At 70.7% G+C, this 20,823-nt stretch carries 20 protein-coding genes; 9 read left to right on the top strand and 11 right to left on the bottom strand.

Annotation, left to right across the window (positions count from 1 at the left end; genetic code table 11):
• Positions 1-328: 328 nt before the first annotated feature.
• The 4 genes from L2C96_RS04250 to L2C96_RS04265 all read left to right on the top strand — a co-directional run bounded on the left by L2C96_RS04250 (position 329) and on the right by L2C96_RS04265 (position 4,251).
• The gene (locus L2C96_RS04250) at positions 329-1,960 is read left to right on the top strand and encodes a carboxylesterase/lipase family protein (RefSeq protein WP_237335206.1); all 1,632 of its coding nucleotides are present in this window, start codon (positions 329-331) and stop codon (positions 1,958-1,960) included.
• A 133-nt stretch (positions 1,961-2,093) separates the two neighbouring features.
• Positions 2,094-2,522, top strand: coding sequence for a hypothetical protein (locus tag L2C96_RS04255; protein WP_237335207.1), 429 nt, complete (start codon positions 2,094-2,096; stop codon positions 2,520-2,522).
• A 47-nt stretch (positions 2,523-2,569) separates the two neighbouring features.
• Positions 2,570-3,646: a sensor histidine kinase gene (locus L2C96_RS04260; protein ID WP_237335208.1), complete on the top strand. Its 1,077-nt coding sequence runs from the start codon at positions 2,570-2,572 to the stop codon at positions 3,644-3,646.
• Positions 3,643-4,251 carry a response regulator transcription factor gene (locus L2C96_RS04265; RefSeq protein ID WP_237335209.1) on the top strand — a complete coding sequence of 203 codons (609 nt, stop codon included), beginning with the start codon at positions 3,643-3,645 and terminating at the stop codon, positions 4,249-4,251. The genes L2C96_RS04260 and L2C96_RS04265 overlap by 4 nt, the downstream gene beginning before the upstream one ends.
• 168 nt (positions 4,252-4,419) lie before the next feature.
• On the opposite strand, the gene L2C96_RS04270 is transcribed toward L2C96_RS04265, so the two are convergent.
• Positions 4,420-4,851, bottom strand: a complete 432-nt coding sequence (locus L2C96_RS04270) for an aromatic-ring hydroxylase C-terminal domain-containing protein (protein WP_237335210.1) — start codon at positions 4,849-4,851, stop codon at positions 4,420-4,422.
• Between the two features lie 301 nt (positions 4,852-5,152).
• The gene (locus L2C96_RS04275; RefSeq protein WP_237335211.1) at positions 5,153-5,728 is read right to left on the bottom strand and encodes a TetR/AcrR family transcriptional regulator; all 576 of its coding nucleotides are present in this window, start codon (positions 5,726-5,728) and stop codon (positions 5,153-5,155) included.
• Between the two features lie 403 nt (positions 5,729-6,131).
• On the opposite strand from L2C96_RS04275, the gene L2C96_RS04280 reads away from it, so the two are divergent.
• The gene (locus L2C96_RS04280; RefSeq protein WP_237335212.1) at positions 6,132-6,983 is read left to right on the top strand and encodes a patatin-like phospholipase family protein; all 852 of its coding nucleotides are present in this window, start codon (positions 6,132-6,134) and stop codon (positions 6,981-6,983) included.
• Between the two features lie 419 nt (positions 6,984-7,402).
• On the opposite strand, the gene L2C96_RS04285 is transcribed toward L2C96_RS04280, so the two are convergent.
• A complete protein-coding gene (locus tag L2C96_RS04285; RefSeq protein WP_237335213.1) occupies positions 7,403-8,182 on the bottom strand; it encodes a FadR/GntR family transcriptional regulator in 780 nt (259 codons plus the stop codon).
• Between the two features lie 71 nt (positions 8,183-8,253).
• The gene (locus L2C96_RS04290; protein WP_237335214.1) at positions 8,254-9,561 is read right to left on the bottom strand and encodes a glutamine synthetase family protein; all 1,308 of its coding nucleotides are present in this window, start codon (positions 9,559-9,561) and stop codon (positions 8,254-8,256) included.
• A gap of 147 nt (positions 9,562-9,708) precedes the next feature.
• On the opposite strand from L2C96_RS04290, the gene L2C96_RS04295 reads away from it, so the two are divergent.
• From L2C96_RS04295 to L2C96_RS04305, 3 genes are read left to right on the top strand one after another with little or no spacing between them, the layout of a single operon-like run.
• Positions 9,709-11,082, top strand: coding sequence for an aminotransferase family protein (locus tag L2C96_RS04295; RefSeq protein ID WP_237335215.1), 1,374 nt, complete (start codon positions 9,709-9,711; stop codon positions 11,080-11,082).
• 6 nt (positions 11,083-11,088) lie between these two features.
• On the top strand, positions 11,089-11,829 hold the full coding sequence (locus L2C96_RS04300; RefSeq protein WP_237335216.1) for a gamma-glutamyl-gamma-aminobutyrate hydrolase family protein: 741 nt from the start codon (positions 11,089-11,091) through the stop codon (positions 11,827-11,829).
• Entirely contained in the window at positions 11,826-13,187 is a 1,362-nt protein-coding gene (locus L2C96_RS04305; protein ID WP_237335217.1) for an aldehyde dehydrogenase family protein, read from the top strand. The genes L2C96_RS04300 and L2C96_RS04305 overlap by 4 nt, the downstream gene beginning before the upstream one ends.
• On the opposite strand, the gene L2C96_RS04310 is transcribed toward L2C96_RS04305, so the two are convergent.
• From L2C96_RS04310 to L2C96_RS04340, 7 genes are all read right to left on the bottom strand, one after another.
• Positions 13,171-13,839 (bottom strand): TetR/AcrR family transcriptional regulator, encoded by a 669-nt coding sequence (locus L2C96_RS04310; RefSeq protein ID WP_237335218.1) that lies wholly within the window; start codon positions 13,837-13,839, stop codon positions 13,171-13,173. The two genes, L2C96_RS04305 and L2C96_RS04310, sit on opposite strands and share 17 nt — an antisense overlap.
• Positions 13,840-13,982: 143 nt before the next feature.
• Positions 13,983-15,035, bottom strand: coding sequence for a phosphotriesterase family protein (locus L2C96_RS04315; protein ID WP_237335219.1), 1,053 nt, complete (start codon positions 15,033-15,035; stop codon positions 13,983-13,985).
• Positions 15,036-15,052: 17 nt separating this feature from the next.
• On the bottom strand, positions 15,053-15,409 hold the full coding sequence (locus L2C96_RS04320) for a cupin domain-containing protein (RefSeq protein ID WP_237335220.1): 357 nt from the start codon (positions 15,407-15,409) through the stop codon (positions 15,053-15,055).
• Positions 15,410-15,439: 30 nt separating this feature from the next.
• Positions 15,440-16,657, bottom strand: coding sequence for a cytochrome P450 (locus tag L2C96_RS04325; RefSeq protein WP_237335221.1), 1,218 nt, complete (start codon positions 16,655-16,657; stop codon positions 15,440-15,442).
• A 27-nt stretch (positions 16,658-16,684) separates the two neighbouring features.
• Positions 16,685-18,157 carry an APC family permease gene (locus L2C96_RS04330; protein WP_237335222.1) on the bottom strand — a complete coding sequence of 491 codons (1,473 nt, stop codon included), beginning with the start codon at positions 18,155-18,157 and terminating at the stop codon, positions 16,685-16,687.
• Positions 18,158-18,199: 42 nt separating this feature from the next.
• Positions 18,200-18,655 (bottom strand): flavodoxin domain-containing protein, encoded by a 456-nt coding sequence (locus L2C96_RS04335; RefSeq protein ID WP_237335223.1) that lies wholly within the window; start codon positions 18,653-18,655, stop codon positions 18,200-18,202.
• Positions 18,656-18,681: 26 nt separating this feature from the next.
• The gene (locus L2C96_RS04340; RefSeq protein WP_237335224.1) at positions 18,682-19,968 is read right to left on the bottom strand and encodes an NAD(P)-binding protein; all 1,287 of its coding nucleotides are present in this window, start codon (positions 19,966-19,968) and stop codon (positions 18,682-18,684) included.
• A gap of 186 nt (positions 19,969-20,154) precedes the next feature.
• Between L2C96_RS04340 and L2C96_RS44970 the strand changes: the two genes are divergently transcribed.
• Entirely contained in the window at positions 20,155-20,814 is a 660-nt protein-coding gene (locus tag L2C96_RS44970) for a TetR/AcrR family transcriptional regulator (RefSeq protein WP_237335225.1), read from the top strand.
• Positions 20,815-20,823: the final 9 nt, after the last annotated feature.

Here is a 20,823-nt window from a genome sequence, read left to right on the forward strand (position 1 = left end):
CGTCGGCGGGCCGCGACCGCGGCAACGCCGGGGTCCGGACAGTGAACCCGGGCCGGCCCTCGGCCACGGGTGTCCGAAGTAGACGGATCAGCGAACCCGATCGGAAAACCGTGTTCGTCACCGTCGACCTCCACCGAGCCGCGTTCCACCGGTCCCGCTTCGCCGCGAGACGTGCTGGGAGTGTTGGCCGTCACGACCGGCGGACCTACCCCCGCGGTCCGCCTACCGGACTCGGGTCCCACGCGGTCCGGTGGACGGACCGCCCCGGACGCCAGGTGCGCTCCGGAACCCCAAGCTGTTCCGAAACCATTCGGCCTCAGGAGGATCGGTGCGGAAAAGACTCAAGTGGCTCGGTGTGGCGGTCGCCCTGGCGGTGACCGCGACGTCGGTCGTCGCAGGCACACTCGCGACGGCGAACACCGGGCGACCGGTGCCGCGTTCACTCGTCGTCCAGACGGACGCGGGCACGGTCGAAGGGAAGACCACCGGCGCGGTGGACTCGTTCCTGGGCGTTCCGTTCGCCGCGCCGCCGGTGGACGGCCTCCGCTGGCAGCCACCCCAGCCGGCGCCGGCGTGGCAGGGAGTCCGGGCGGCGGCCGATCCCGGTCCGGCCTGTCCGCAGGCGTCCCGCCCGAACGTGAACGAGGACTGCCTCTACCTGAACGTCTACCGCCCGGCGCGGCCGGCCACCGAACGCCTCCCGGTGCTGCTGTGGATCCACGGCGGCGGGTTCTCGTCCGGATCCGGCGGCGACTTCGACGGCTCACTGCTGGCCGAGACGAACAACCTCGTCGTCGTGACGATCAACTACCGGCTCGGCGCGTTCGGTTTCCTGAACCTGCCCGGCCTGAGCCAGTCCGGCGCGGGGAACTACGGCCTTCTCGACCAAGTGGCCGCGCTCAAGTGGGCCGACCGGAACATCGACCAGTTCGGCGGCGACCGCAACGAGGTGACCATCGCCGGGCTCTCCGCGGGCGGCCACTCGGTGTGCGCCCTGCTCTCCTCGCCGTTGACGCACGGCCTGGTCGACGGAGCGATCATCCAGAGCGGCGGTTGCCCGAGCCACACTGTCGCCGAATCCCAGGCCGACAGCGCGCGTTTCGCCGATGACGCCGGCTGCGGCGCGGCCGCGGACCCGGTGGCTTGCCTGCGCGCCAAGCCGGCGGCGGAAATCCTCCAGTCGAGCGCCGGCTTCCGTGGCGGGATCCTCTCCGGTCCGCTCCCCACCGCCGGTGTCCCGGAACTGCCGATCGCTCCCCTGACCGCCATCCAGACCGGCCGCTTCGAACGGGTCCCGCTCCTCATCGGCAGCACCCGCGACGAGGTGCGGGGCTGGGCGCAGCCGTTCCGCGGCGCGACCCCCGACCAGTACCTGAAGAGCCTCGAGTACCTCTTCGGCGACCGCGCGGCGGACGTCGCCGAGCAGTACCCGCTGAGCGACTTCCCCGCGCAGGACACAGTGGCGTACGCGCTGGGTGCCGTGTGGACGGACTCCAGCGTCTTCTACGGACTCGGCGGCTGCCAGTACGCCCAGCTGGCGCAGCAGGCGTCGAAGTACCAGCCGAAGACGTTCCTGTACCGCTTCGACGGACGAAACCCCGCAGGGACCACGAATCCGACGGGCTTCGACGTCGGCGCCAGCCACGCCGCGGACCAGGCCTACCTCTGGCCCACGGCGACCAGTGTCTACGACCGCGACAAGCTCCGGCTCTCGGCTGAGATGGTCCGGTACTGGGGCGCCTTCGTCCGGCAGGGCACGCCGGACGCTGCCGGGCAAGCCGAATGGCCGAGCGTCCGGAGCGACCGGGCGATGGTCCTGCAGCCCGGCGGCAGCTCCACGGTGACCTCGGCAACGTTCGCCGCCACCCAGCACTGCGACCTGTGGAACAGCATGAGCTACCCGTGGCTCGACACCGATCCCGACAAGCTCGCCCAGCAACTCGGGGTGGTGAGCCGCTAACCGGGCGACCGCCGGCCGGCGGGTTCGCCCCCCGGCCGGCGCTGTCGGGATGTCCGGTTTCTGACAGATGTCACGACGAGGTGATGGGCAACATCGCTACCAGCGAGAACGCGGGTTGATCAGCATTGCGGACATGACGAAGCAGATCCCCCCGGCCGTGACCGTGACCGACCCCGATGCCCGCGAGAAGCTGCACATCGCCCAGGTGCTGCTTGGCGGCTACGCGGCCGTGAGCGTGCTGACCCTGTTGGCGATCGTGGTGTTCAGCGGCAATCCCGGCATCGTCACCGACGCGGTGTGGATCCGTGGCTCGATCCTCGCCGTCGCCTCGCTCATCACCTTCGCGCTCGGTGTGTCCATGGCCAAGGGTTCCCGGAGCAGCCACCGCAGGGTGCGGATCATCGCGCTGGCCCAGGTGGTGGCCATCATCGTGATCGAGTGCGTTCCCGGCGCATTCCCGGTCTGGTTCAAGATCGAGAACGGGGTGTGCGGAACGCTGCTGATCATCGTCGTCCTGCTGACCTTCGCCCGGACCGTGCGCACCACCTTCGCGACCCGGTGATCACGACATCCGCGAATGGCGGCCGCGCTGTCGGTACGGTCGTCGGCGTGGAGGAATCGCGCGGCAGGGACGAGTGGCGCCGGCTGCTGCTCTCGCTGGGCATGCTCTGCTATCCGTTCCTGACAGCCGTCGGGGTCGCCCAGTACACGCGCGGCCCCGGTCTCGTCGCCGGTTACCTGCTGCTGGTGGGGGTCTCCGCCTGCTACCTGGGCATCGTGGTGGCCTCGATGCGATCAGCGTCGCGGGCCTACTGGTGGTTGCTGGCGGGGATGACGGTGCTGGCGGTGCTGGTCGCGCCGCTGGCCCACGAGAACGTGCTGATCCTCGCCGCGGTGATCGTGCCGTCCGCGGCGGCGCGTGTCAGCGGCCGGACGGCGGTGGCTCTCGTGGTCCTGGGCGCCGCGGCGTGCGTCGTGGTGCCGATGGCGGTGCCCGGCTGGAGCACCGACCCGGCCGGGTACTTCGCAGTGGCCGTCGTGTTCACCGCGCTGCTGGTCCACGCCTTCAGCCGCACCGCGACGGCCAACCAGCAGCTGCGCGAGGCCAGAGCGGAAGTGGCCAGGCTGGCCTCGGAGGCCGAGCGCAACCGAATCGCCCGGGACCTGCACGACCTGCTCGGCCACTCCCTCACCGCCATCACCGTGAAGAGCGGTCTGGCCCGGCGGCTGGCCGTCGGCGCACCTCCCGCGGCGCTGGCCGAGATGGAATCGGTGGAGCAGCTGGCCCGCCGGACGCTGGCCGACGTCCGTGCCGCGGTGTCCGGATACCAGGACGTCACACTCGCCGGCGAGCTGGCCCGCGGCCGGGAACTGCTGCGGGCGGCCGGGGTCACCGCCGACCTGCCCACGGCCTACGACACGGTGCCACCGGAGCGGCAGGAACTGTTCGCCTGGGTCCTGCGGGAAGGGGTGACGAACGTGGTGCGGCACGCACGGGCCGACCGGTGCACGGTCGAGCTGACCGCGACCTCCGTCGAGGTGCGCGACGACGGGGTCGGCGGCTCGGCCGGCGCCGGGTCCGGGCTGACCGGCCTGCGCGCCAGGGTGGCCGCGGCCGGTGGAGTGCTGACCGCAGGCCCGGCATCGCCCCGCGGGTGGTCGCTGCGGGTGGAGGCACCGGCATGACGATCCGGCTGCTGCTGGCCGACGACCAGGAACTGATCCGGCAGGCCCTGCGCGTACTGCTCGACCTGGAGCCGGACTTCGAGGTCGTCGCCTCGGTCGGCCGCGGCGACGAGGTGACGGCCGCGGCTCTGGAACACCGGCCCGACGTCGCGCTGCTGGACATCGACATGCCCGGGCTGGACGGGCTCGCGGCAGCCGCCGTGCTCGCCGCGCAGGTACCGGGCTGCCGCGCGATCATCTTGACCACCTTCGGCCGCACCGGCTACCTGCGCCGGGCCATGGAGGCGGGCGCCGCGGGGTTCGTCGTCAAGGACGCCCCGGCCGACACGCTCGCCGACGCCATCCGGCGGGTGGCGGCCGGGGAACGGGTGGTGGATCCGGCGCTGGCCGCGGCCACCCTGGCCGCGGGCGAGTCGCCACTCACCGCCCGCGAACGTGACGTGCTCATCGCCGCCCGCTCCGGCGCCAGCGTGGCCGAGATCGCGGCCCGGCTGTACCTCGCCGAGGGCACCGTGCGGAACTATCTGTCCGCAGCCACGACCAAAACCGGCACCCGCAACCGGATGGAAGCCCTGCGGGTGGCCGACGAGCGCGGCTGGCTGTGACCGACCTCGTCCACGTGGCCGCGTGACGGGCGGAACCGGCGATCTGCCAGTCAATGCTCGCGGTCGCCGAGGCGGTGCACGCCGTCAAGGCCGGCGGACTCGGTTCCGCACGGACCCACGGGCTCGAGCCGACGTCAGCGCGGCCGACCGAGGTACCGCGCGTTGCCCTTATGCGGCAACGGCCTGGCGGCCGGCCAGCCGCTGGACGTGGTCGCGGACCTGGGCGGCCTCCCACAGCGGCTCGCGTTCCGCGACGTAGCCGTCGGGGCGGACCAAGACCACCGTGTCGGGGCCGGCGCCGAACCGGTGGACGTGCACGTCGCCGGACAGTCCGGCGAAGGACGCCGTGCTGTTCCCATGGTCGCTGAACACCAGGATCGTCCAGTGCGGCCCGCGGAACAGGTCGAACGTGCTGCCGGCGAATCCCGGGCCCCGAAATTCCACGACGTAGTGGGCCCGGTCGTCCCGGCTGCCGTCGAGAGACACGGAACTGGCCGGGTAGCCGATGGCCAGACCGATCGTGACCTCACCGCCCATCCCCGCGAGTCCCTTGTTCACGCCGTCGGCTCCGTCGGCGGCCGTGGCCACGAAGCTGCGCATCCTCGTGGACATTCGGGGCGGGCGGGGCCAATCGGAGACCTCAAACGCACACTAATAAGCGATCAATGCCCGCTTTGACCCTAGCCCGGGCCGGGTGTCGGACAAGGGCGGCGCCGGCCGGTACCGCAGACGAGCGAAACACGTGGGTACGGCGACAATCCGGCGCGGAGCGGGCGGCACCACGGGCGTGCATGTGCCGAACCCCAGCCAGGCCCCGCGGGCGCGCAGCAGGTTGCGCGCCAGCGCGGCGGGATCGAGTCCAGGGCGTGGCCGAGCGCGGGAGGACATCGAACTGCCTGGCCTACTTCGGCTCCCGTCGACCATTCAACGGCAGGCCGGCCGCCGCGTAGGCTCGATCGATCATGCACTCCAGGTCGGCGGCGTCGTCGTCGCTCGTCACCCAGCGGGTGAACGCGGTACGGAACAGCGCGAGCGCAACCTCGACTTGGGCGACCGCGGTGAGCTCGTCGATACCCCGGTCGATCAGCACGCGAGCGAGAGCTTGAGCCCAGGACTGCAGCTTGAGCAGCTCACGCTCGGCGAGTTCGTGATGCGCCTTGACCACCGCCGCCCGCCGGGCGAGCCGTTCCCGCCGGGGAGTCATATCGGTGGCAAGGGCGGACAACGCGCTCCGAAGCGCCTGGCCTGGCGGCTCGGGTGGGTGCGGCAAAGCGTCGACCAGGAGGCGCACAAGCCGATCGCCATCTCCGAAGAGCACCTCCCTCTTGTCTCCGAAGTGGCGATAGAACGTCCGCTCGGTCACCCCCGCACGTTCGGCGATCGCGACGGCGGTGGTCTCGGCGTAGCCGTCCAGCGTGAACAGCTCCAAGGCGGCCTGTTGGAGCCGCTCTCGGGACCGCTCCCGTCGATCCACCATTTCGCCACCCTACCGAGGACAGGACCGACACCGACACGCCGATGGCAGATCCTGACATTTGGTGGTAGCGTCGTCAATGTCAGATCCTGACATTGGCGGGGTGATGTGCTGGGAGCCGAGGTCGCCGCCGTGTCGCCAGATCCGAGGACCGGCAGCCGGACCGTCGACGACGACCGCCGCGAATCGCGGGTAAGGCGCATGTCCGGCAACGTCAACGACGACACGCTTGCTGAACTCGCGCCGCGATCACCTTCGGTTCGGCGGCCTTCGCCGAACCGAAGGCCAGCGGCGACGCCGTCCTGGTAACCCGTCTCAGATCGTCGTCCGCCGACCCGCCCCAGAACAGCCTCGCCGAGCTGCCGGTTCCGTCCTGACCCGGAACGAAAGAGTAAGGAGCCTTCCCATGACCCATCCGACTCAGCCTCCGTCGCGTGCTCTCGTGCTCGGCGGGGGTGGAGTGACCGGCATCGCGTGGGAGGTCGGTGTCTTGGCGGGGCTTGCTGCCAGTGGTGTCGACTGGAGCAAGGCCACTTCGGTCATCGGAACCTCGGCGGGGTCGTTCGTGGGAGCCGCGGTCGCCAGCGGCTACGACCTGGAGCGGCTCTTCGCCGCCCAACTGGTCCCGGACGAGAACGAAGTGGACGTCACGGCGTCCGAGGACACGATGCAAGCCTGGTGGGCGGCGCTCGCGGAGGGCGGCGACGATCCGCGCAAGGTCGGCGCGGCGATGGGACGGATCGCCCAGGCCGACCCCGAACCGGTGCCCGCGGCCGTCCGCCGCCGGGTCGTGGCTTCCCGTCTGGTCACAACCAACTGGCCTACGGCACTGAAGGTCACCGCCATCGACGCCGACACCGGCGAGCTGCATCTGTTCGACCGGCACTCGGGCGTGGAACTGGCCGACGCCGTCGCCGCCAGCGGCGCGGTCCCCGGGGTCTGGCCGCTCGAACGCTTCCAGGGCCGTTCCTGGGTGGACGGCGGCATGGTCTCCACCACCAATGCGCGCCAGGCCGCCGGGCACGACAGGATCGTCATCCTGGCGCCGATGCCCGCGGGCTACGGACGCATTCCCGGCGCGGCCGCGGATGCCGAGGCCCTCGCCGAGAGCGCCGACGTCCGCCTCATCGCACCCGACGAACACAGCGTCGAGTCCATCGGCCCCAACCCCTACGACCCCCAACGCCGCCCGGCCGCGGCACAGGCGGGCCGCGCACAAGGCGAAGCTGTCGCGGACAACGTCTCGATGCTGTGGTGAGTCCGCTGCGCGTAACGGCCGACGGTGCCCACGTCGGCCTCCAGGTCTGAATTGTCGGGCTGCGCTGCTCGCCGGCTGTCGGGTACCTCGCGGTCAGGCGCCGGAGTGCCCGGCGAAGTACCTCTCCGAGATGCCGACGCGGATCGCGCCGGTCGCCGAGTTACCGGGCAGCGCGACAGGCAAGGTGCGCACGGCTCCCTTGCGTGGTTCGGCGGGCGCGGGGGCGTACCGCGCACCGGGATCGAATGCCTGGACAGCTGCCCCCGCGCGGCGCTGGTGCGGTGCACCAGCCTGGTCCGCCGCGAACTCACGATCCGTCCGCCCGCGCTGAGCCACCGATCGACCGCGGTAGCCGGCTCGGCCGACGCTGGCCGGCGCGCGGCAGCGGTTCCCGGCCGATCTCGCCTGGTGGTCCGGTGTCAGCGAGGGGCGTCCGGTTGGCGTTCCTTGAGCGTGGACAACAGCTTCTGCACGCTCCACATGCTGCGTTCGACGTGGGCACGCATGGCGCGTTCGGCGTCGGCGGGTTCGCGGGCCTCCACGGCCGCCAGGATCTCGTGGTGCTCGGCGATGGTGGCGTCGTGGAAGGCGCCGCTCTCCGGGAGCAGCGCCAGCGCGGGGTGGCAGCACTGGCGTGACTCCTCGATGCCGCGCACGAGGAACGGGTTGCCGGTGATGTGGGCCAGGACGAGGTGGAACACCGCGTCGCTGCGCATGAACGACGCGTCGTCCGGCGCGCTCTGCAGCTCGTCGTGTGCGGCCTGGAGCGTCGCGAGCTCCACAGCCGTGCGCCGCTCGCTCGCCAGCCTGGCCACGACCGGCTCCACCAGGCACCGGTACTCCATCGCCAGCCGGATCTCGTCGCGGTTGCGGACCGCCTCGGCGATCACATCCTGGAAACGCGACTCGTCCTCGCTCGCGCCGCGGACGAACGCGCCGCCGTTGCGGCCACGACGCTGTTCGATCAGTCCCTCGGAGCGCAGCTGACGAAAGGCCAGCTGCACCGGTGTGCGGCCGACGCCGAGCATCTCGGCGAACTCGCGCTCCGAGGGCAGCGCTGAGCCCGGGGGCAGCAGCCCGAGCCGGATCTCCCGGCGCACGAGATCGGCCACGTACCGGTTGACGTCCACTTCCGGGGGCGGCAACGCGACCGCGCGGCCGGACAACCCGCTGACGCTCAGCCCCACCGGTTCAGGCAACTGCCGCGCTCCCGCATCCAGAGACACCGCACATCCGCCCATGCTACAAGCACCCGGTCCCGCCCCGGGTGTCAGGAATACCGTTCCCGCTCCCACTCGGTGACGGCGTTCTGCCACGCGTGCAGCTCCCATTCGCGCGTGCGGAGGTAGTGCTCGCAGAACCCCGCGCCGAGCACCTTGTCCACTCCCGCGTCCCGCCGGCGGAACTCGGCGACGGCGCTGTCGAGACTGGCGGGCAGCTCCCCGTCGTGCTCGTCCAGCGACTTGCGGTCCGGAGTGGACGAACCGGTGAGTCCGATCTGGATCGAGGCGGCGATGGCCGCCAGCGTCAGGTACGGGTTGCAGTCCGCGCCGGGCCGCCGCAGTTCGAAGCGGCTGGACGTGGGCCCGCGGAGCAGGGCGCGCAGCGCGAACGACCGGTCGTCGGCACCGCAGGAGGCGCGCACCGGCGCGAAGTAGCCGGGCACGAGCCGTTTGTAGGAGTTGATGGTGGGGTTGTAGATCAGGCTCAGCGCGGGCAGGTTGGCCAGGATCCCCCACGCGACGCGGCGGTAGGTCTCGTCGTCGGGGTCCGCCGCGGCGGACCGGAGAACGTTGACGCCCGAGGAGTCCCACAGCGAGAAGTGCACGTGCGCGCTCGACCCCTCCTGGTGCGCGAACGGTTTGGCCAGGAAGCTCGCGCGCAACCCGTGGCTGCGGGCGGCCTCGGTCGCGGCGAGCCGCAGCAGCGCGGCGGTGTCGGCGGCCGCTAGGCCGTCCTGCGGGTCGACGTTGACCTCGATCAGGCCGGGCGCGCCTTCGGCGTGCACCACGGACAGGCCCAGCCGGAGGGCGTCGGCGTAGTCGCGCAACGTGCCGAGGAACCCGGCGACCTCGGACAGCGTCAGCGGGCTGTAGCTGAGCCCGGCGGTGGCCGGTTCCCACCCACCTGCCCGGAACAGCCGGAACTCGAACTCGAACGCGGCCCGCACGGCGATCCCCTGGCCGGCCAGGGCGTCCAGCGCGCGCCGCAGCACCTGGCGCGGGCTGACCTCGCACGGCAGGCCGTCGGTCTCGTGGAGATCTCCCAGCAGCAGCGCGGCATCCGGGAACCACGGCACCGGGCGCAGCGTGGCCGGGTCGGGCCGGAGCAGCAGGTCCTTCGCGCCGCCCTTCAGCCCCATGGTCGGCAGTGTGGTGATCGGCTCGTCCGTGGGGTCCACGGCGAGCAGCAGATCGGTGGTCGGCAGGCCCTCGGCCCAGGCCTGAGCGTCGACGACCCGGGGCTCGACCATCTTGCCGCGCAGGCCGCCGTGGATGTCCGGGAAGAGCAGCAGGAGCGAGCGCACGTCGGCGGGCAGGTCGCCCACGGGGCTGGTTGCTGTCGCAGACAAGGTCATCCCTCGACTTCCCTAATGGATTACGGCAGGAGCCTTTTTCTAACAGAAGACCACTGATTGCCGCAAGACTGCTTGACGCCAGCCGAGCACGTCAGATACAAAAGGATCGTTAACCGCTCCAATTAGCCGAGCATGAGGAGTGAGCCGATGACCGCAGTGCACGACCGGCAGCCGCTGGAGACCGCCGCGCTGGAGCACCTGTGGCTGCACAGCAACGACCTCGAGTGGGACGAGCTCACCCACGGCGGGCTCCGGGTTTTCGTCGAGGGCCACGGCGCCACGCTGACCGACGTGCGCGGCGGCACCTACCTCGACGGGCTGTCCGGCCTGTTCGTCGTCGCCGCCGGACACGGCCGCACCGAGATCGCCGACGCGATGGCCACCCAGGCCAGGAAGCTCGCCTACACCGCCGCGTCCAACGCCGCCAACCCCGCCGCGATCACCCTGGCGGAGAAGATCGCTTCGCTGACGCCCGGCGACCTGGACCGCGTTTTCCTCTGCTCCGGGGGCTCCGAGGCGGTCGAGAGCGCGATGAAGATCGCCAAGCAGGTCCAGGCGATGCGCGGCTTCGGCAAGCGGTACAAGATCATCGCGCGGCGCGGGTCGTACCACGGCACCACGTTCGGCGCGGCCAGCCTGACCGGCAGCGCCAACGAGGGGTACTTCGGCCCGTTCATGGCGGGCGTGAGCAAGGTCCCCTCCCCCAACCACTACCGCAACGACTTCGGGCTGGAGGGCGAAGCCGGCGACATCATGTGCGCGCGGTTCGTCGAGCAGGAGATCCTGACGCAGGGTCCCGAGCACGTGGCCGCCGTCATCGGCGAGCCGATCTCGGTCGCCAACGGCACCCACCTGCCCGGCCCCGTCTACTGGCAGATGCTGCGCGAGATCTGCGACCGCTACGGCGTGCTGCTCATCATGGACGAGGTCATCACCGGCTGGGGCCGCACCGGCGCGTGGTTCGCCGCCGAGCACTACGGCGTCGTCCCCGACCTGATGACCATGGCCAAGGGGCTGTCCAGCGGCTACGCGCCGATCGCCGCGGTCGCGGCGCGCTCGTCGCTGTTCGACGACTTCCGCCCCCACGGCCGCGCGCTCAACCACCTGATCACCTTCGGCGGCCACGCGGTCGCGGCGGCGGCCGCGCTGAAGAACATCGAGATCCTCGAACGGGAACACCTCGTCGAGCGCTCGGCCGAGATGGGCACCTACTTGTTCGAGCTGGCCCAGCGGCTGCGGGACCACCCGACGGTCGGTGACGTCCGCGGCGGGCAGGGCCTGCTGTGCGCGATCGACTTCGTCAAGGACAAGGAGACGAAGCAAGCCTGGGGCACCTCGCACCCCTTCATCAAGTTTCTGGCGCTGCGCACGCAGGAAGAGGGCCTGGTGACCCGCGTGTGGGACGTGCTGCACCTGGCCCCGCCGTTCGTCCTGACCCGCGCGGAGGCCGAGCGGGCGATCGAGATCGTCGATCGCTGCCTCACCGAGGCGGAACACAAGTTCGCCGACGAGATCGCCTGAGCCGCCATGACCACACCCGTCATCGGAGTCTGCGCCGCGTTCGAACCCGCCCGCTGGGGGTTCTGGGACCAGCAGGCCGCGATCCTCCCCGCCACCTACCTGGACAAGGTGCGCGCCGCCGGTGGGCTGCCGGTCGGCCTGGTGCCCGATCCCCGCGCCACCGCGCGGCCGGAGCTGGTGCTCGACCGTGTCGACGGTCTGCTGCTGATCGGCGGTGTCGACCTGGAGCCGGACACCTACGGCGCGGCCAGGACCGCGCGCACGGAGGCGACCGCGCCGGAACGCGACGCGTTCGAGCTGTCCCTGGCCCGTGCCGCGCTCGCGCGGGATCTCCCGGTGCTGGGGATCTGCCGCGGCATGCAGATCCTCAACGTGGCCGCGGGCGGCACGCTGCACCAGCACCTGACCGACGCCGGGTTCGCCGAGCACCGGCGCAGCCCCGGCCGGCTGGACAGCGCGACCTTCCACGAGGTCGACGTGGTGCCCTGCTCGCTCGCCGAGTCGCTGTCCGGCAGCGGCGTTCAGGTCGTGAACTCCCACCACCACCAAGGGGTGGACGCGCTGGGCGAGGGCGCGGTGGTGACGGCCTGGTCCATTCCGGACCGGCTGCCCGAAGCCATCGAGTTCCCGTCCTGCCAGTACGCCCTGGGTGTCCAGTGGCACCCGGAGGTCGACCACCTTCAGCACGCGCTCACCGCCTTCGTCGCGGTCGCGGCGCGACCGGCCAGGGAGGACCAGCCAGCGTGAGCACCATCAACGTCATCGAGCCCGCCACCGAGCGCGTGCTCGACACCCTCGAAACCACCGACGTCGCCGAATTGGACGCCGTCGTCGCGCGCGCCGCGAAGGCGCAGAAGCTGTGGGCTGCGGAGTCCCCGCAGTACCGCGGACAGGTCCTGCTCGCGGTCGCGGCGGCGATCGAGGCGAACTCCGAGCACCTGGCGCGACTGGAATCCCGCAACGTCGGGATGCCGATCACCGAGGCTCGGGGCGCGGTCGCGGGCGCGGCCGCGACCTTCCGCTACTACGCCGCGGCGCCGGAACGCCTGCTGGGACACACCATTCCTGTGGACGGCGGCGTGGACATGACGTTCCGGGAACCGATCGGGGTCGTCGGCCTGATCACCCCGTGGAACTACCCGCTCACCATCGCGTCCTGGAAGGTGGCGCCGGGTCTGGCCGCGGGCAACGCGATCGTGCTCAAACCGGCGGAGCTGACCCCGCTCACCGCGCGCGAGCTCGCGGCGATCGCGACCGCGGCGGGTCTGCCGGAGGGTCTGCTGACGGTGCTCGTCGGCCCGGGCCGCACCATCGGCCGTGCGATGGTCGAGCACCCGGGCATCGGCAAGATCGCGTTCACCGGGTCCACCGAGGTCGGCAAGGACATCGCCCAGCGCGCCGCAGGCACCCTCAAGCGCGTCACGCTGGAGCTGGGCGGGAAATCGGCCGCGCTGGTGTTCGCCGACGCCGATCTCGACGCCGCGGCGAGCGGGCTGACTGGGGCCGTCTTCGGCAACTCGGGGCAGGACTGCTGCGCGCGGTCCCGCGTGTTCGTCGAGCGGCCCGCACTGGAGGCGTTCCTGGAGAAGCTGGAGAAGGTGGTCGGCGGGATCGTGGTCGGCGATCCGCTGAATGAGAGCACCCAGATGGGCCCGCTGGTCTCGGCGGGCCAGAAGGAACGCGTACGGGCCTATGTGGACGGTGCGCCGGTGCTCTTCCGCGGTGTCGCACCAGAGGGCCCGGGTTACTGGGTTCCGCCCACGGTGCTGCACCCGATCGACGACCGGCACCCGGCGGCGCGGGAGGAGATCTTCGGCCCGGTCGTGTCGGTGTTCGCCTTCGACAGCGAGCAAGAGGCGCTGGCCCGCGCCAACGACACGGTGTACGGGCTGGCCGGGTCGATCTGGACGTCCGACGCGGCACGGTCCCTGCGGGTGGCGCGTGCCGTCGACGCCGGCGCCCTCGCGGTCAACTCCTACACGTCGGTGCGGATCACCACGCCGTTCGGCGGGTTCAAGCAGTCCGGTCTCGGCCGGGAACTGGGCCCCGACGCGCTGGACGCCTACACCGAGGTGAAGAACGTCTTCTTCAGCACGACGGGCTGACACCGGCGTGGCCCGCGAAGAACTGGGTGAGCATGAAGTGGGCCTGGGCGAGGACGGCGGGATCGCCGTCCTCGTCGTCGGTGAAGGCGAACTGCACCAGCCGTTCCAGCGCGTGCAGGGCCACGCTGCAGTGTGCCTGGGTGAGTCCGTCGAAGGCCGGGGCGTGCTGGCGGAACTGCTCCAGGACCCGGCCGGCCCAGTCCTCGATGCACAGCTCGTCGAGGGTGCGGACGCGTTCGGTGAGGTTCTGCCGCACCCACAGTTCGCGGACCAGCGGGGTGCGGTGCTCCTGCGTGTAGTAGTCGATCAGGACGTCGACGATTTCGGTCCACCGCTCGCCCGGCCGGTCCTTCAGCGCTCGCGCGAGCCCTTCGGTCGAGCTCTGCATCTGGCGGTGGCACAGCTCTTCGAGCACTCGCTCGGGCGATTCGAAGAAGGCGTAGAACGAGCCCCGGCTGACGCCTGCTTTCTCCAGCAGCAGGGTCGGTGAGCCCACGACCGCCTCGTAACCTAGGTTCTCGACCAGCTCCGTGGCGGTCTGAAGCACGTGCTCGACCATCGCCCGGGACCGCTCCTGGACCGGCAGCTTGCGCAGTCCCCCCGTGATCGGGGCACGTGGGCCGGATCTGCGCTCGTACGCGGTCCGTCTCATCGGTACTCTCCCCCGTTCCACCTGTTACGACCACGTTACACGACTCCAGTCGCGTTACCAACCTGGACTCTGGTCATGTTTCACGTGCTGGAAAGAAAGACGGCCCCCGGCCGGCAGCCGGGGGCCGTCTGGTGCGCTCGCGATCAGACCGGGGCCAGCGGCAGCACCGTCTGGGCGTTGCGGACCAGGATCTGGTCGAGCGCGTCGTCGTCGGCGCCCTTGCGCTTCAGCCACGGCACGATCACGCGGTGGATGTAGCCGTAGCCGTTCCCGCCGAACTTCTGCCTGCTCGTCTTGAAGCAGATGTCGTGCGAGAGCAGCAGCCGGTCGGCGAGGCCGGTCTTGATGAGGCCGAGGATGGTCTCCACGCGCAGCTCGTCGGACGGGTAGACGAAATCCACCTCTGGCTCGTACCCGCTGGGGTAGCCGAACAGGTCGAGTTCGACGTAGCAGCCGAGCTCGGCGACCACGTCGACGAACCGCGGATCGCGGGAGAACCCGTCGCAGTGCCCCATGATCACCCGGTTCATGTCGGCGCCGAGGCCGGCGATGCGGCGGCCGATCTCGAGCAGCGTGTCCGCCCCGGGCACGTAGTACGGGTTGTGGATGGACAGCGCCGCGCCGGTCTGCCGGTGCGCCCGCACGCTCGCGGCGAGCGCCCGCTCTTCCAGCGGATCGATCGGCCAGGACAGGCCCACTTCGCCGACGATGCCGGCCCGCACGTCGGTGCCGTCCATGCCGACGGTGATGTCCCCGACGATCTCCTCGGCCATCGCCTCCTCGGTCATGGATTTGCGCTCGTCGGGCCAGCTCGCGGCCACGTAGTAGGTCGACCCGGCCACGATGTGCACGCCGGTGACCTCGGAGACGTGCCGCAGACCGGCAGCGTTGCGCCCCATGCCGATCGGGGACAGGTTGACCAGCGTGCCGACCCCGAGGTCGGGCAGGATCGAAAGCTCGTCGATCGCGTCCTGCTCGTCGCCCATGTGCACGTTCCCGCGGTTGGCGCACGGGTTCTCGCGCCAGTGCCACAGGTTTTCCAGCGTGGGGCTGGAGGCGGGGTCGGCGGAGGCGCGCGGGTCGTCACCCGGGTCCCAGTACATGTCGACCTCGCCGAAAACGTGCTCGTGCGGCAGCGTGGAGCCCATCTCGGCGGGGTCGATGTCCCCGCGGACGGTGCGTAGTGTGCCCGGCATCTGTCACTCCCTTGTGGTCAGAACGCGGTGTAGATCTTGAACACGGTCTCGTGGATGTCCCAAGTGCCGGTCCAGCCGAGCGGGAAGACGGCACTGTCGCCGGCCTTGATCTCGTAGGACTCGCCGCCGTCTTCGGTGACGGTCATGCGGCCTTCGAGCATGGTGATGGACTCATTGGTCTCGAAGACCCAGCGGGACGGCCCGGGCGCGCACTCCCAGAGGCCCACTTCGAGCACCCCGTCACCGGTCCACAGCTTCTTTCCCGCAGTGCGCATCGGCTCGCCGGTGGCCTCGGGCAGGGGTCCCCAGTCCTCCAGCTCGATCGAGCGGGCGTCGCTGATGAGCACCGTGGGCACGGAGGAGGTGTGTGTCATCGCTGGTGTTTCCTTTCGCTGGGTGAACGGTTACCGGTGCAGCCGCAGAGGAAGCGTGAAGTAGTGGCGCGAGGCGTCGGTGTTGCGGATGTCGGGTTCGGCGGTCAGCTCGACGCGCGAGTAGCGGGCCGCGATCCGTTCGAACACCACCCGGATCTCGGCTTCGGCGAGCAGCCGTCCCTGGCATCCGTGGCTGCCGAAGCTGAAGGTCAGGTTCCGGGTCTGCTCCGGGGGCCGGGTGAAGTCGAACTCGTCGGGGTTGTCGAACACCGCCGGGTCGTGGTTGGCGGCGCCGAGCATCAGCCGCAGGCTGCGGCCGGCGGGCACGTGGACGCCATGGATGACAAGGTCCTCGGTCGTCGCCCGGGTCACGACGGGCTCGGGCGCGTCGAAGCGGGCCAGTTCGGCGACGAAGGCCTCGTGCTTGTCCGGGTTGTCCCGGAACGCGTCGAAGAGGTCCGGCCGCCGCGTGAACAGGTGCAGCCCCGAACAGATGAGGTAGGTGGCGTCCATGTGGCCGACGACGTAGAAGAACAGGGTCGTCGCCAGCAGCTCGGCGGCGGTCATCTCGCCCCGGTTCTGCGCGGCCACCAGCGAGTCCAGCAGACCCTCCCCCGGGTTCTTGCGCTTGGCCTCGATCAGCGCGGCGGTCCGGCCGCGCAGTTCGTCCAGGGCTTCCTCGGCCAGTTCGAAGTCCTGCTGCGAGGGACGGGCGCTGAGGATGGGCATCGCCTGCCGCATCTTCCGCCGCACCTCGTCGTGGTCGTCTGCGGGGATGTCCAGGATGTGGCAGACCGCGCGGTGCGTGACCTCCACCGCGAGGTCGGAACCGTCGACGAGCCCGTCCTGGCCGAGGCCGTCGAGGAGGCGGTCGGTGATGGCGGCGGTCGTCTCGGCCCACTCGCGGACCCGCTTGGGGGTGAACCACTTGCTCGTCAGGCGCCGCAGCCGGGTGTGGCCGGGTTCGTCGTGGCCAAGGGCCATGTCCAGCAGAACGCGCCAGGCGCCGGCCTTCTCCCATTCCGGCGCGATGCGGACCGAGGGCAGCCGGCCGTAGTGCATCAGGTCCTCGTACCGGGTGAGCACGAAGCTGCCGTCGTGGTCGTCCCGCATGATCGGCGCCTCGGCCAGCGCGCGGGCGTAGTAGGGGTAGGGGTCGATCCGGAACTGCGGGTCGGTCCACGGCAGGTAGCGGGTGACCTCCGGGCACTGCCCCGGCACGGTGACCGCGGTCGTGTGGGTCGACATGGGCGTTGTCCTTTCGGTAGGTGGGGGTCAGCTCGCGGTCTGGCCGAGACCGGCGTAGGTCCGCGGCCGCGCCGACTTGAAGTAGAGGGCCAGGGCCACGCCGGCGATCGCGGAGACGGCGAGCACGGTGAGCAGCACGAGGTTCTGTCCCGGTGCGCCACCGACCACCAGGTCGAAGTGCAGGACGGCGAGCACCACGGTCGCGCCGAGTGAAAGCGCCGCGATGCCGGGCGCGAGGTAGCACTTGAACGTGTTCTCCCCGGTGGACCTGCCGGTCCGGGCGAACCACACCATGACGGAGACGCTGACGACGGTCATCAGGGCCAGCAGACCGACGGTGGCCAGCCCGAACAGCTGGGCGTCGAGTCCGACGCCGGCCGTGTTGGTCAGGCCGAGGGGTATCAGGAGCACGGCGACGATCACCGCGGTGACCGTGGACGCGCGGGCCGGTGAGTGGTGGCGGGGGTGCACCTTGGCGACGTAGGCGGGCAGCGCCCGGTCGCGGCCGAGGTTGAACAGGTAGCGGGCGACGACGTTGTGGACCGAGATCGCCGCGGCGAGCTCGGAGGTGATGATGAACAGGAACGTCAGCTGCGTGAAGAACGGCGCCACGAACTGCCCAATCGCGGCGGGGAACATCGACTTGGGGTCGTTGGTCGCCGCGTCCACCGCGCCCGAGCCGTACGCGGTCGTGAGCAGGTAGCAGGACAGGACATAGAGGACGCCCACGAACAGCACGGCGCCGTAGGTGGCGCGGGGAATGGTCCGGTCGGGGGTCCGGACCTCGTCGCGGAAGACCGCGGTGGCCTCGAAGCCCAGGAACACCATGACCGCGAAGAGCATGGTCACGCCGACGTCCCCGTGCGCCAGCGCGGCCGGCGAGAACGGGGTGGCCGAGAAGCCGTCCGGGCCGCCGCCGTGCAGCACGACGGCGACGTTGAAGATCATGGCGATCGTGACTTCCAGGACCATCGCGACGCTGAGGACCTTGGCCGAGACCTCGATGTGGAAGTAGCACAGGACCCCGACCACGGCCCACGCCAGCGCGCCCCACAGCCACCAGGGCGTCGTGGGCCCGCCGATGCTCTCGATGAGCTCCGTCGCGGTGAGGCCGAGGAACACGAAGCACCCGCCGAGCATCAGCAGGTAGGACACGATCGCGAGGAAGGCGGCGCCCAGCCCGCTGATCTTCCCCAGCCCGGCGCTGACGAACGCGTAGAACGAGCCCGGTTTCGGGATGCGCCTGGTCATGGTCACGTAGCCGACCGCGAACAGCAGCAACAGGATCGTGGTCGCGACGAACGCGAAGGTGGCGCCGTCCCCACCGAACGTGATGGTGAACGGGATGAACCCGGCGACCACGGCGATGGGGGCCGAGAAGGCCAGGACGGTCAGCATCAGCGAGCCGACCCCCATGCGGCCCGAGAGCTTGTCGGGAACGGCGCCGGTGCCGAGGTCCGTGGTGGACGGCGGGTTGACGACGGGCGTGCTGTCACTCATTTCGGTTGCCTCTCTCGGACGAGGGGGGTGCGGCGGTGCCGGTCAGGCGGGCGCGGCGACGGCGAGGACGACCCCGGCCCAGGCGATCGCGACGTCGGAGGGGTTCAGCCCGCTGTCGGCGTCGTGGTAGCCGGTCTCCCCGACCTGGGTCGCGCCCAGGCCGGTGAGGGTGGACCGCAGCGTGGCGACGCCGAGGTTGTACGTGTCGTAGGTGCTGTCGCCGAGACCGAACGCGGCGAACCGGACACCGGACAGGTCGGGTTTGCTCTCCACGAGCGCCTCGTGGAAGGGCGCGGCGGTGGCCGGCAGGTCGCCTTCGCCGTAGGTCGACACCACGAGGATGAGCATGTCCTCCCCGCCGAGCTCGTCGACCGGGTAGTCCTCCATGTTCACCACCCGGGTTGCGGCTCCGTTCTCCTCCAGCGCGGCGGCGATGTCCTCGGCCACCAGTTCGGCGTTGCCGGATTCGGTGCCGAAGAGGACGGTCAGCTTGTTCACGCGGGGTCCTTTCTGTCTTCTGATGTTCAGCGGGCGCCGGTGGCGAGTGCCAGCATCTGGTCGAGGTCGGTGATCTTGCGCCGGCACCGGCCTGGCCGCGCCCGGCTGCGTTCGGCGGCCTCGATGCGCTGCCAGTCGCCGAAACCGACCACGCGGTGCGCGAGGAGGTCCGCGACGCCGGCGAACCCGGGCTTCGCCGCGTGGATCCGCCCGGCCTCGAAGTCGCCGACGATGGCGGAGACGACCTGCTGGGCGTGCTTGCGGTTCTGGGCGATCGTCCCCTGCGCGCCCCGGCTGAGCCAGCCCACGCGGTAGACATGGTCGCCCGCCCAGTCGGGGCCGGGGCAGCCGTCGTCGTGCGCGGCGCCGTGGGTGAACCCGATCGCGGTGACGACGGTGTCGGCGGCGAACTCGACCGGCGTGCCGTCGTCGCGACGCTGGGCGGTCAGCAGGGTCCGGCCGCTCCGGGTGATCACCGATCTGGGCTGCAGTCCGAAGTGGAAGGTGACGCGGGTGCGCGCCGGTGACCGGCGGGCGGGCTCCCGCAGCAGGCCGGCGATCGGGCCGTCGTCGCCGTCCCGCAGCCCGGACGCCGCGATGTCCACGGTGTCCAGCGCGATGAGCTCGCGCAGCATCGCCGCGTCGCACTTCGCGTCCGACGCGCCGGATCTGGCTATGACGTCGAGGTCCGCGGGAGGCGCCGGGCGTAGTTGCCCGAGCAGGTCGTCATCGATGTCGGAGCCGGTGAAGGCCTCGGTGTCCTTCGACAGCAGCCGGAGCACGTCGAGGGCGACGTTGCCCATGCCGACGACGACCACCCGCGATCCGAGGGGCGCGCAGCGTCCGGTCCCGTCCCGGGGCAGGCCGTGGCGGGGGAATCCGTTGAGCGCGCGCAGCAGCGCGCCGGCCCCGACCACGCGTGCCCGTGGGTCGCGCGGCACGTCGAGCTCCCGGTCGCCGGGCAGGCCGGTCGCGAGCACGACGACGTCGAAACTCGCCGCCAGGCGGGCGAATTCGAGGTCGCGGCCCACGGTGACATTGCCGGCGAACCGGATGCCGCCGCGGGTGAACAGCCGGTCGAACTGCCGGACGACACCTTTCGTGCCCTGGTGGTCGGCGGCCACGCCGTAGCGGATGAGCCCGTAGGGCGCTGGCAGCGACTCGAAGACGGTGATCTCCGAATCCGGCCACGTCTTGGACAGGAACTGAGCGACGTAGCACCCGGACGGCCCGCTGCCCACCACGGCGACGGTGGGGCTCGTTCCGGCCGGCGCGGGCGGGGGGACGTGGCGCGAAGAGTGCGTTCCGACCATGTCATCACCTTGGGTAGTGCCGTGACTGCGGGAACAGACTTCAATCGAGATTTGAGACGCGACCTCAGTCGCGTTCGGCGTAGATTAATACACGACTCGCGTCGTGTCCACTGGTCGATTCCCCCGGGTTCACGCGTACACTCTGGCCACCGGAGGTGTCCCTGCCGGCCAGACGAAGGAGCGTTCGTGCCACGGTCGACTTCCCGGACAGCCACTGCCGCCTGGTACGAGCGGCACGACGGCGGCCTGCGCAAGCAGCCCGTACAGGAGCGCTCCCGGGCGATGGTCGAGCACGTCCTGAAGACCGCGTCCGAACTGGTCGAGAACATCGGCTACGAAGCGGTCGTGGGGTCGCCGACCCTGCTACTGGAAAAGGCAGGCGTCAGCCGGGGCTCGTTCTACGCCTTCTTCGAAACACCCGAGAGCGTGCTCGACGAGCTGTGTTACCGGCAGATGCGCGACGCGACCGCGACCTTCCAACAGGCATTGGACGACCGGCCGGGCCGGAAGTGGACCGAGATCGTCGACGTGGTGCTCGACTACTACACGCAGGAGCACCGCATCCCGCTGATCCGGGAACTCTGGGTGCGGCAGAACCTCACCGAACGCGTCCGCGCACTCGACGAGGCGTGCATCGACGACTGGGCCGGGCGCGTGCTGCACCAGTTCCAGCGCCACGCACCCCGGTTCGGCGAGCTGACCCAGCTGCACTGCAGCGTCGCCCTGCACGCCCTGGAACGCCTGGTGCAGTTCGCGTTCACCGACGACGAGGACGGCGACGCAGGCGTGCTCGACCAGGCGCACTTCATGCTCACCCAGTTCTTCGCGGGCCACTCCGGCCGATGACGGGCTAGC

Source organism: Amycolatopsis tucumanensis, assembly GCF_021654135.1.
GTDB lineage: Bacteria > Actinomycetota > Actinomycetes > Mycobacteriales > Pseudonocardiaceae > Amycolatopsis_E > Amycolatopsis_E tucumanensis.

What these genes read in the sequence shown, in the direction of transcription:
- L2C96_RS04330 (WP_237335222.1), bottom strand. Translation starts at nt 18,157, where the DNA reads ATGAGTGACAGCACGCCCGTCGTCAACCCGCCGTCCACCACGGACCTC.
- L2C96_RS04270 (WP_237335210.1), bottom strand. Translation starts at nt 4,851, where the DNA reads ATGCGCAGCTTCGTGGCCACGGCCGCCGACGGAGCCGACGGCGTGAAC.
- L2C96_RS04295 (WP_237335215.1), top strand. Translation starts at nt 9,709, where the DNA reads ATGACCGCAGTGCACGACCGGCAGCCGCTGGAGACCGCCGCGCTGGAG.
- L2C96_RS04310 (WP_237335218.1), bottom strand. Translation starts at nt 13,839, where the DNA reads ATGAGACGGACCGCGTACGAGCGCAGATCCGGCCCACGTGCCCCGATC.
- L2C96_RS04275 (WP_237335211.1), bottom strand. Translation starts at nt 5,728, where the DNA reads ATGGTGGATCGACGGGAGCGGTCCCGAGAGCGGCTCCAACAGGCCGCC.
- L2C96_RS04300 (WP_237335216.1), top strand. Translation starts at nt 11,089, where the DNA reads ATGACCACACCCGTCATCGGAGTCTGCGCCGCGTTCGAACCCGCCCGC.
- L2C96_RS04280 (WP_237335212.1), top strand. Translation starts at nt 6,132, where the DNA reads ATGACCCATCCGACTCAGCCTCCGTCGCGTGCTCTCGTGCTCGGCGGG.
- L2C96_RS04320 (WP_237335220.1), bottom strand. Translation starts at nt 15,409, where the DNA reads ATGACACACACCTCCTCCGTGCCCACGGTGCTCATCAGCGACGCCCGC.
- L2C96_RS04340 (WP_237335224.1), bottom strand. Translation starts at nt 19,968, where the DNA reads ATGGTCGGAACGCACTCTTCGCGCCACGTCCCCCCGCCCGCGCCGGCC.
- L2C96_RS04325 (WP_237335221.1), bottom strand. Translation starts at nt 16,657, where the DNA reads ATGTCGACCCACACGACCGCGGTCACCGTGCCGGGGCAGTGCCCGGAG.
- L2C96_RS04315 (WP_237335219.1), bottom strand. Translation starts at nt 15,035, where the DNA reads ATGCCGGGCACACTACGCACCGTCCGCGGGGACATCGACCCCGCCGAG.
- L2C96_RS04265 (WP_237335209.1), top strand. Translation starts at nt 3,643, where the DNA reads ATGACGATCCGGCTGCTGCTGGCCGACGACCAGGAACTGATCCGGCAG.
- L2C96_RS04255 (WP_237335207.1), top strand. Translation starts at nt 2,094, where the DNA reads ATGACGAAGCAGATCCCCCCGGCCGTGACCGTGACCGACCCCGATGCC.
- L2C96_RS04290 (WP_237335214.1), bottom strand. Translation starts at nt 9,561, where the DNA reads ATGACCTTGTCTGCGACAGCAACCAGCCCCGTGGGCGACCTGCCCGCC.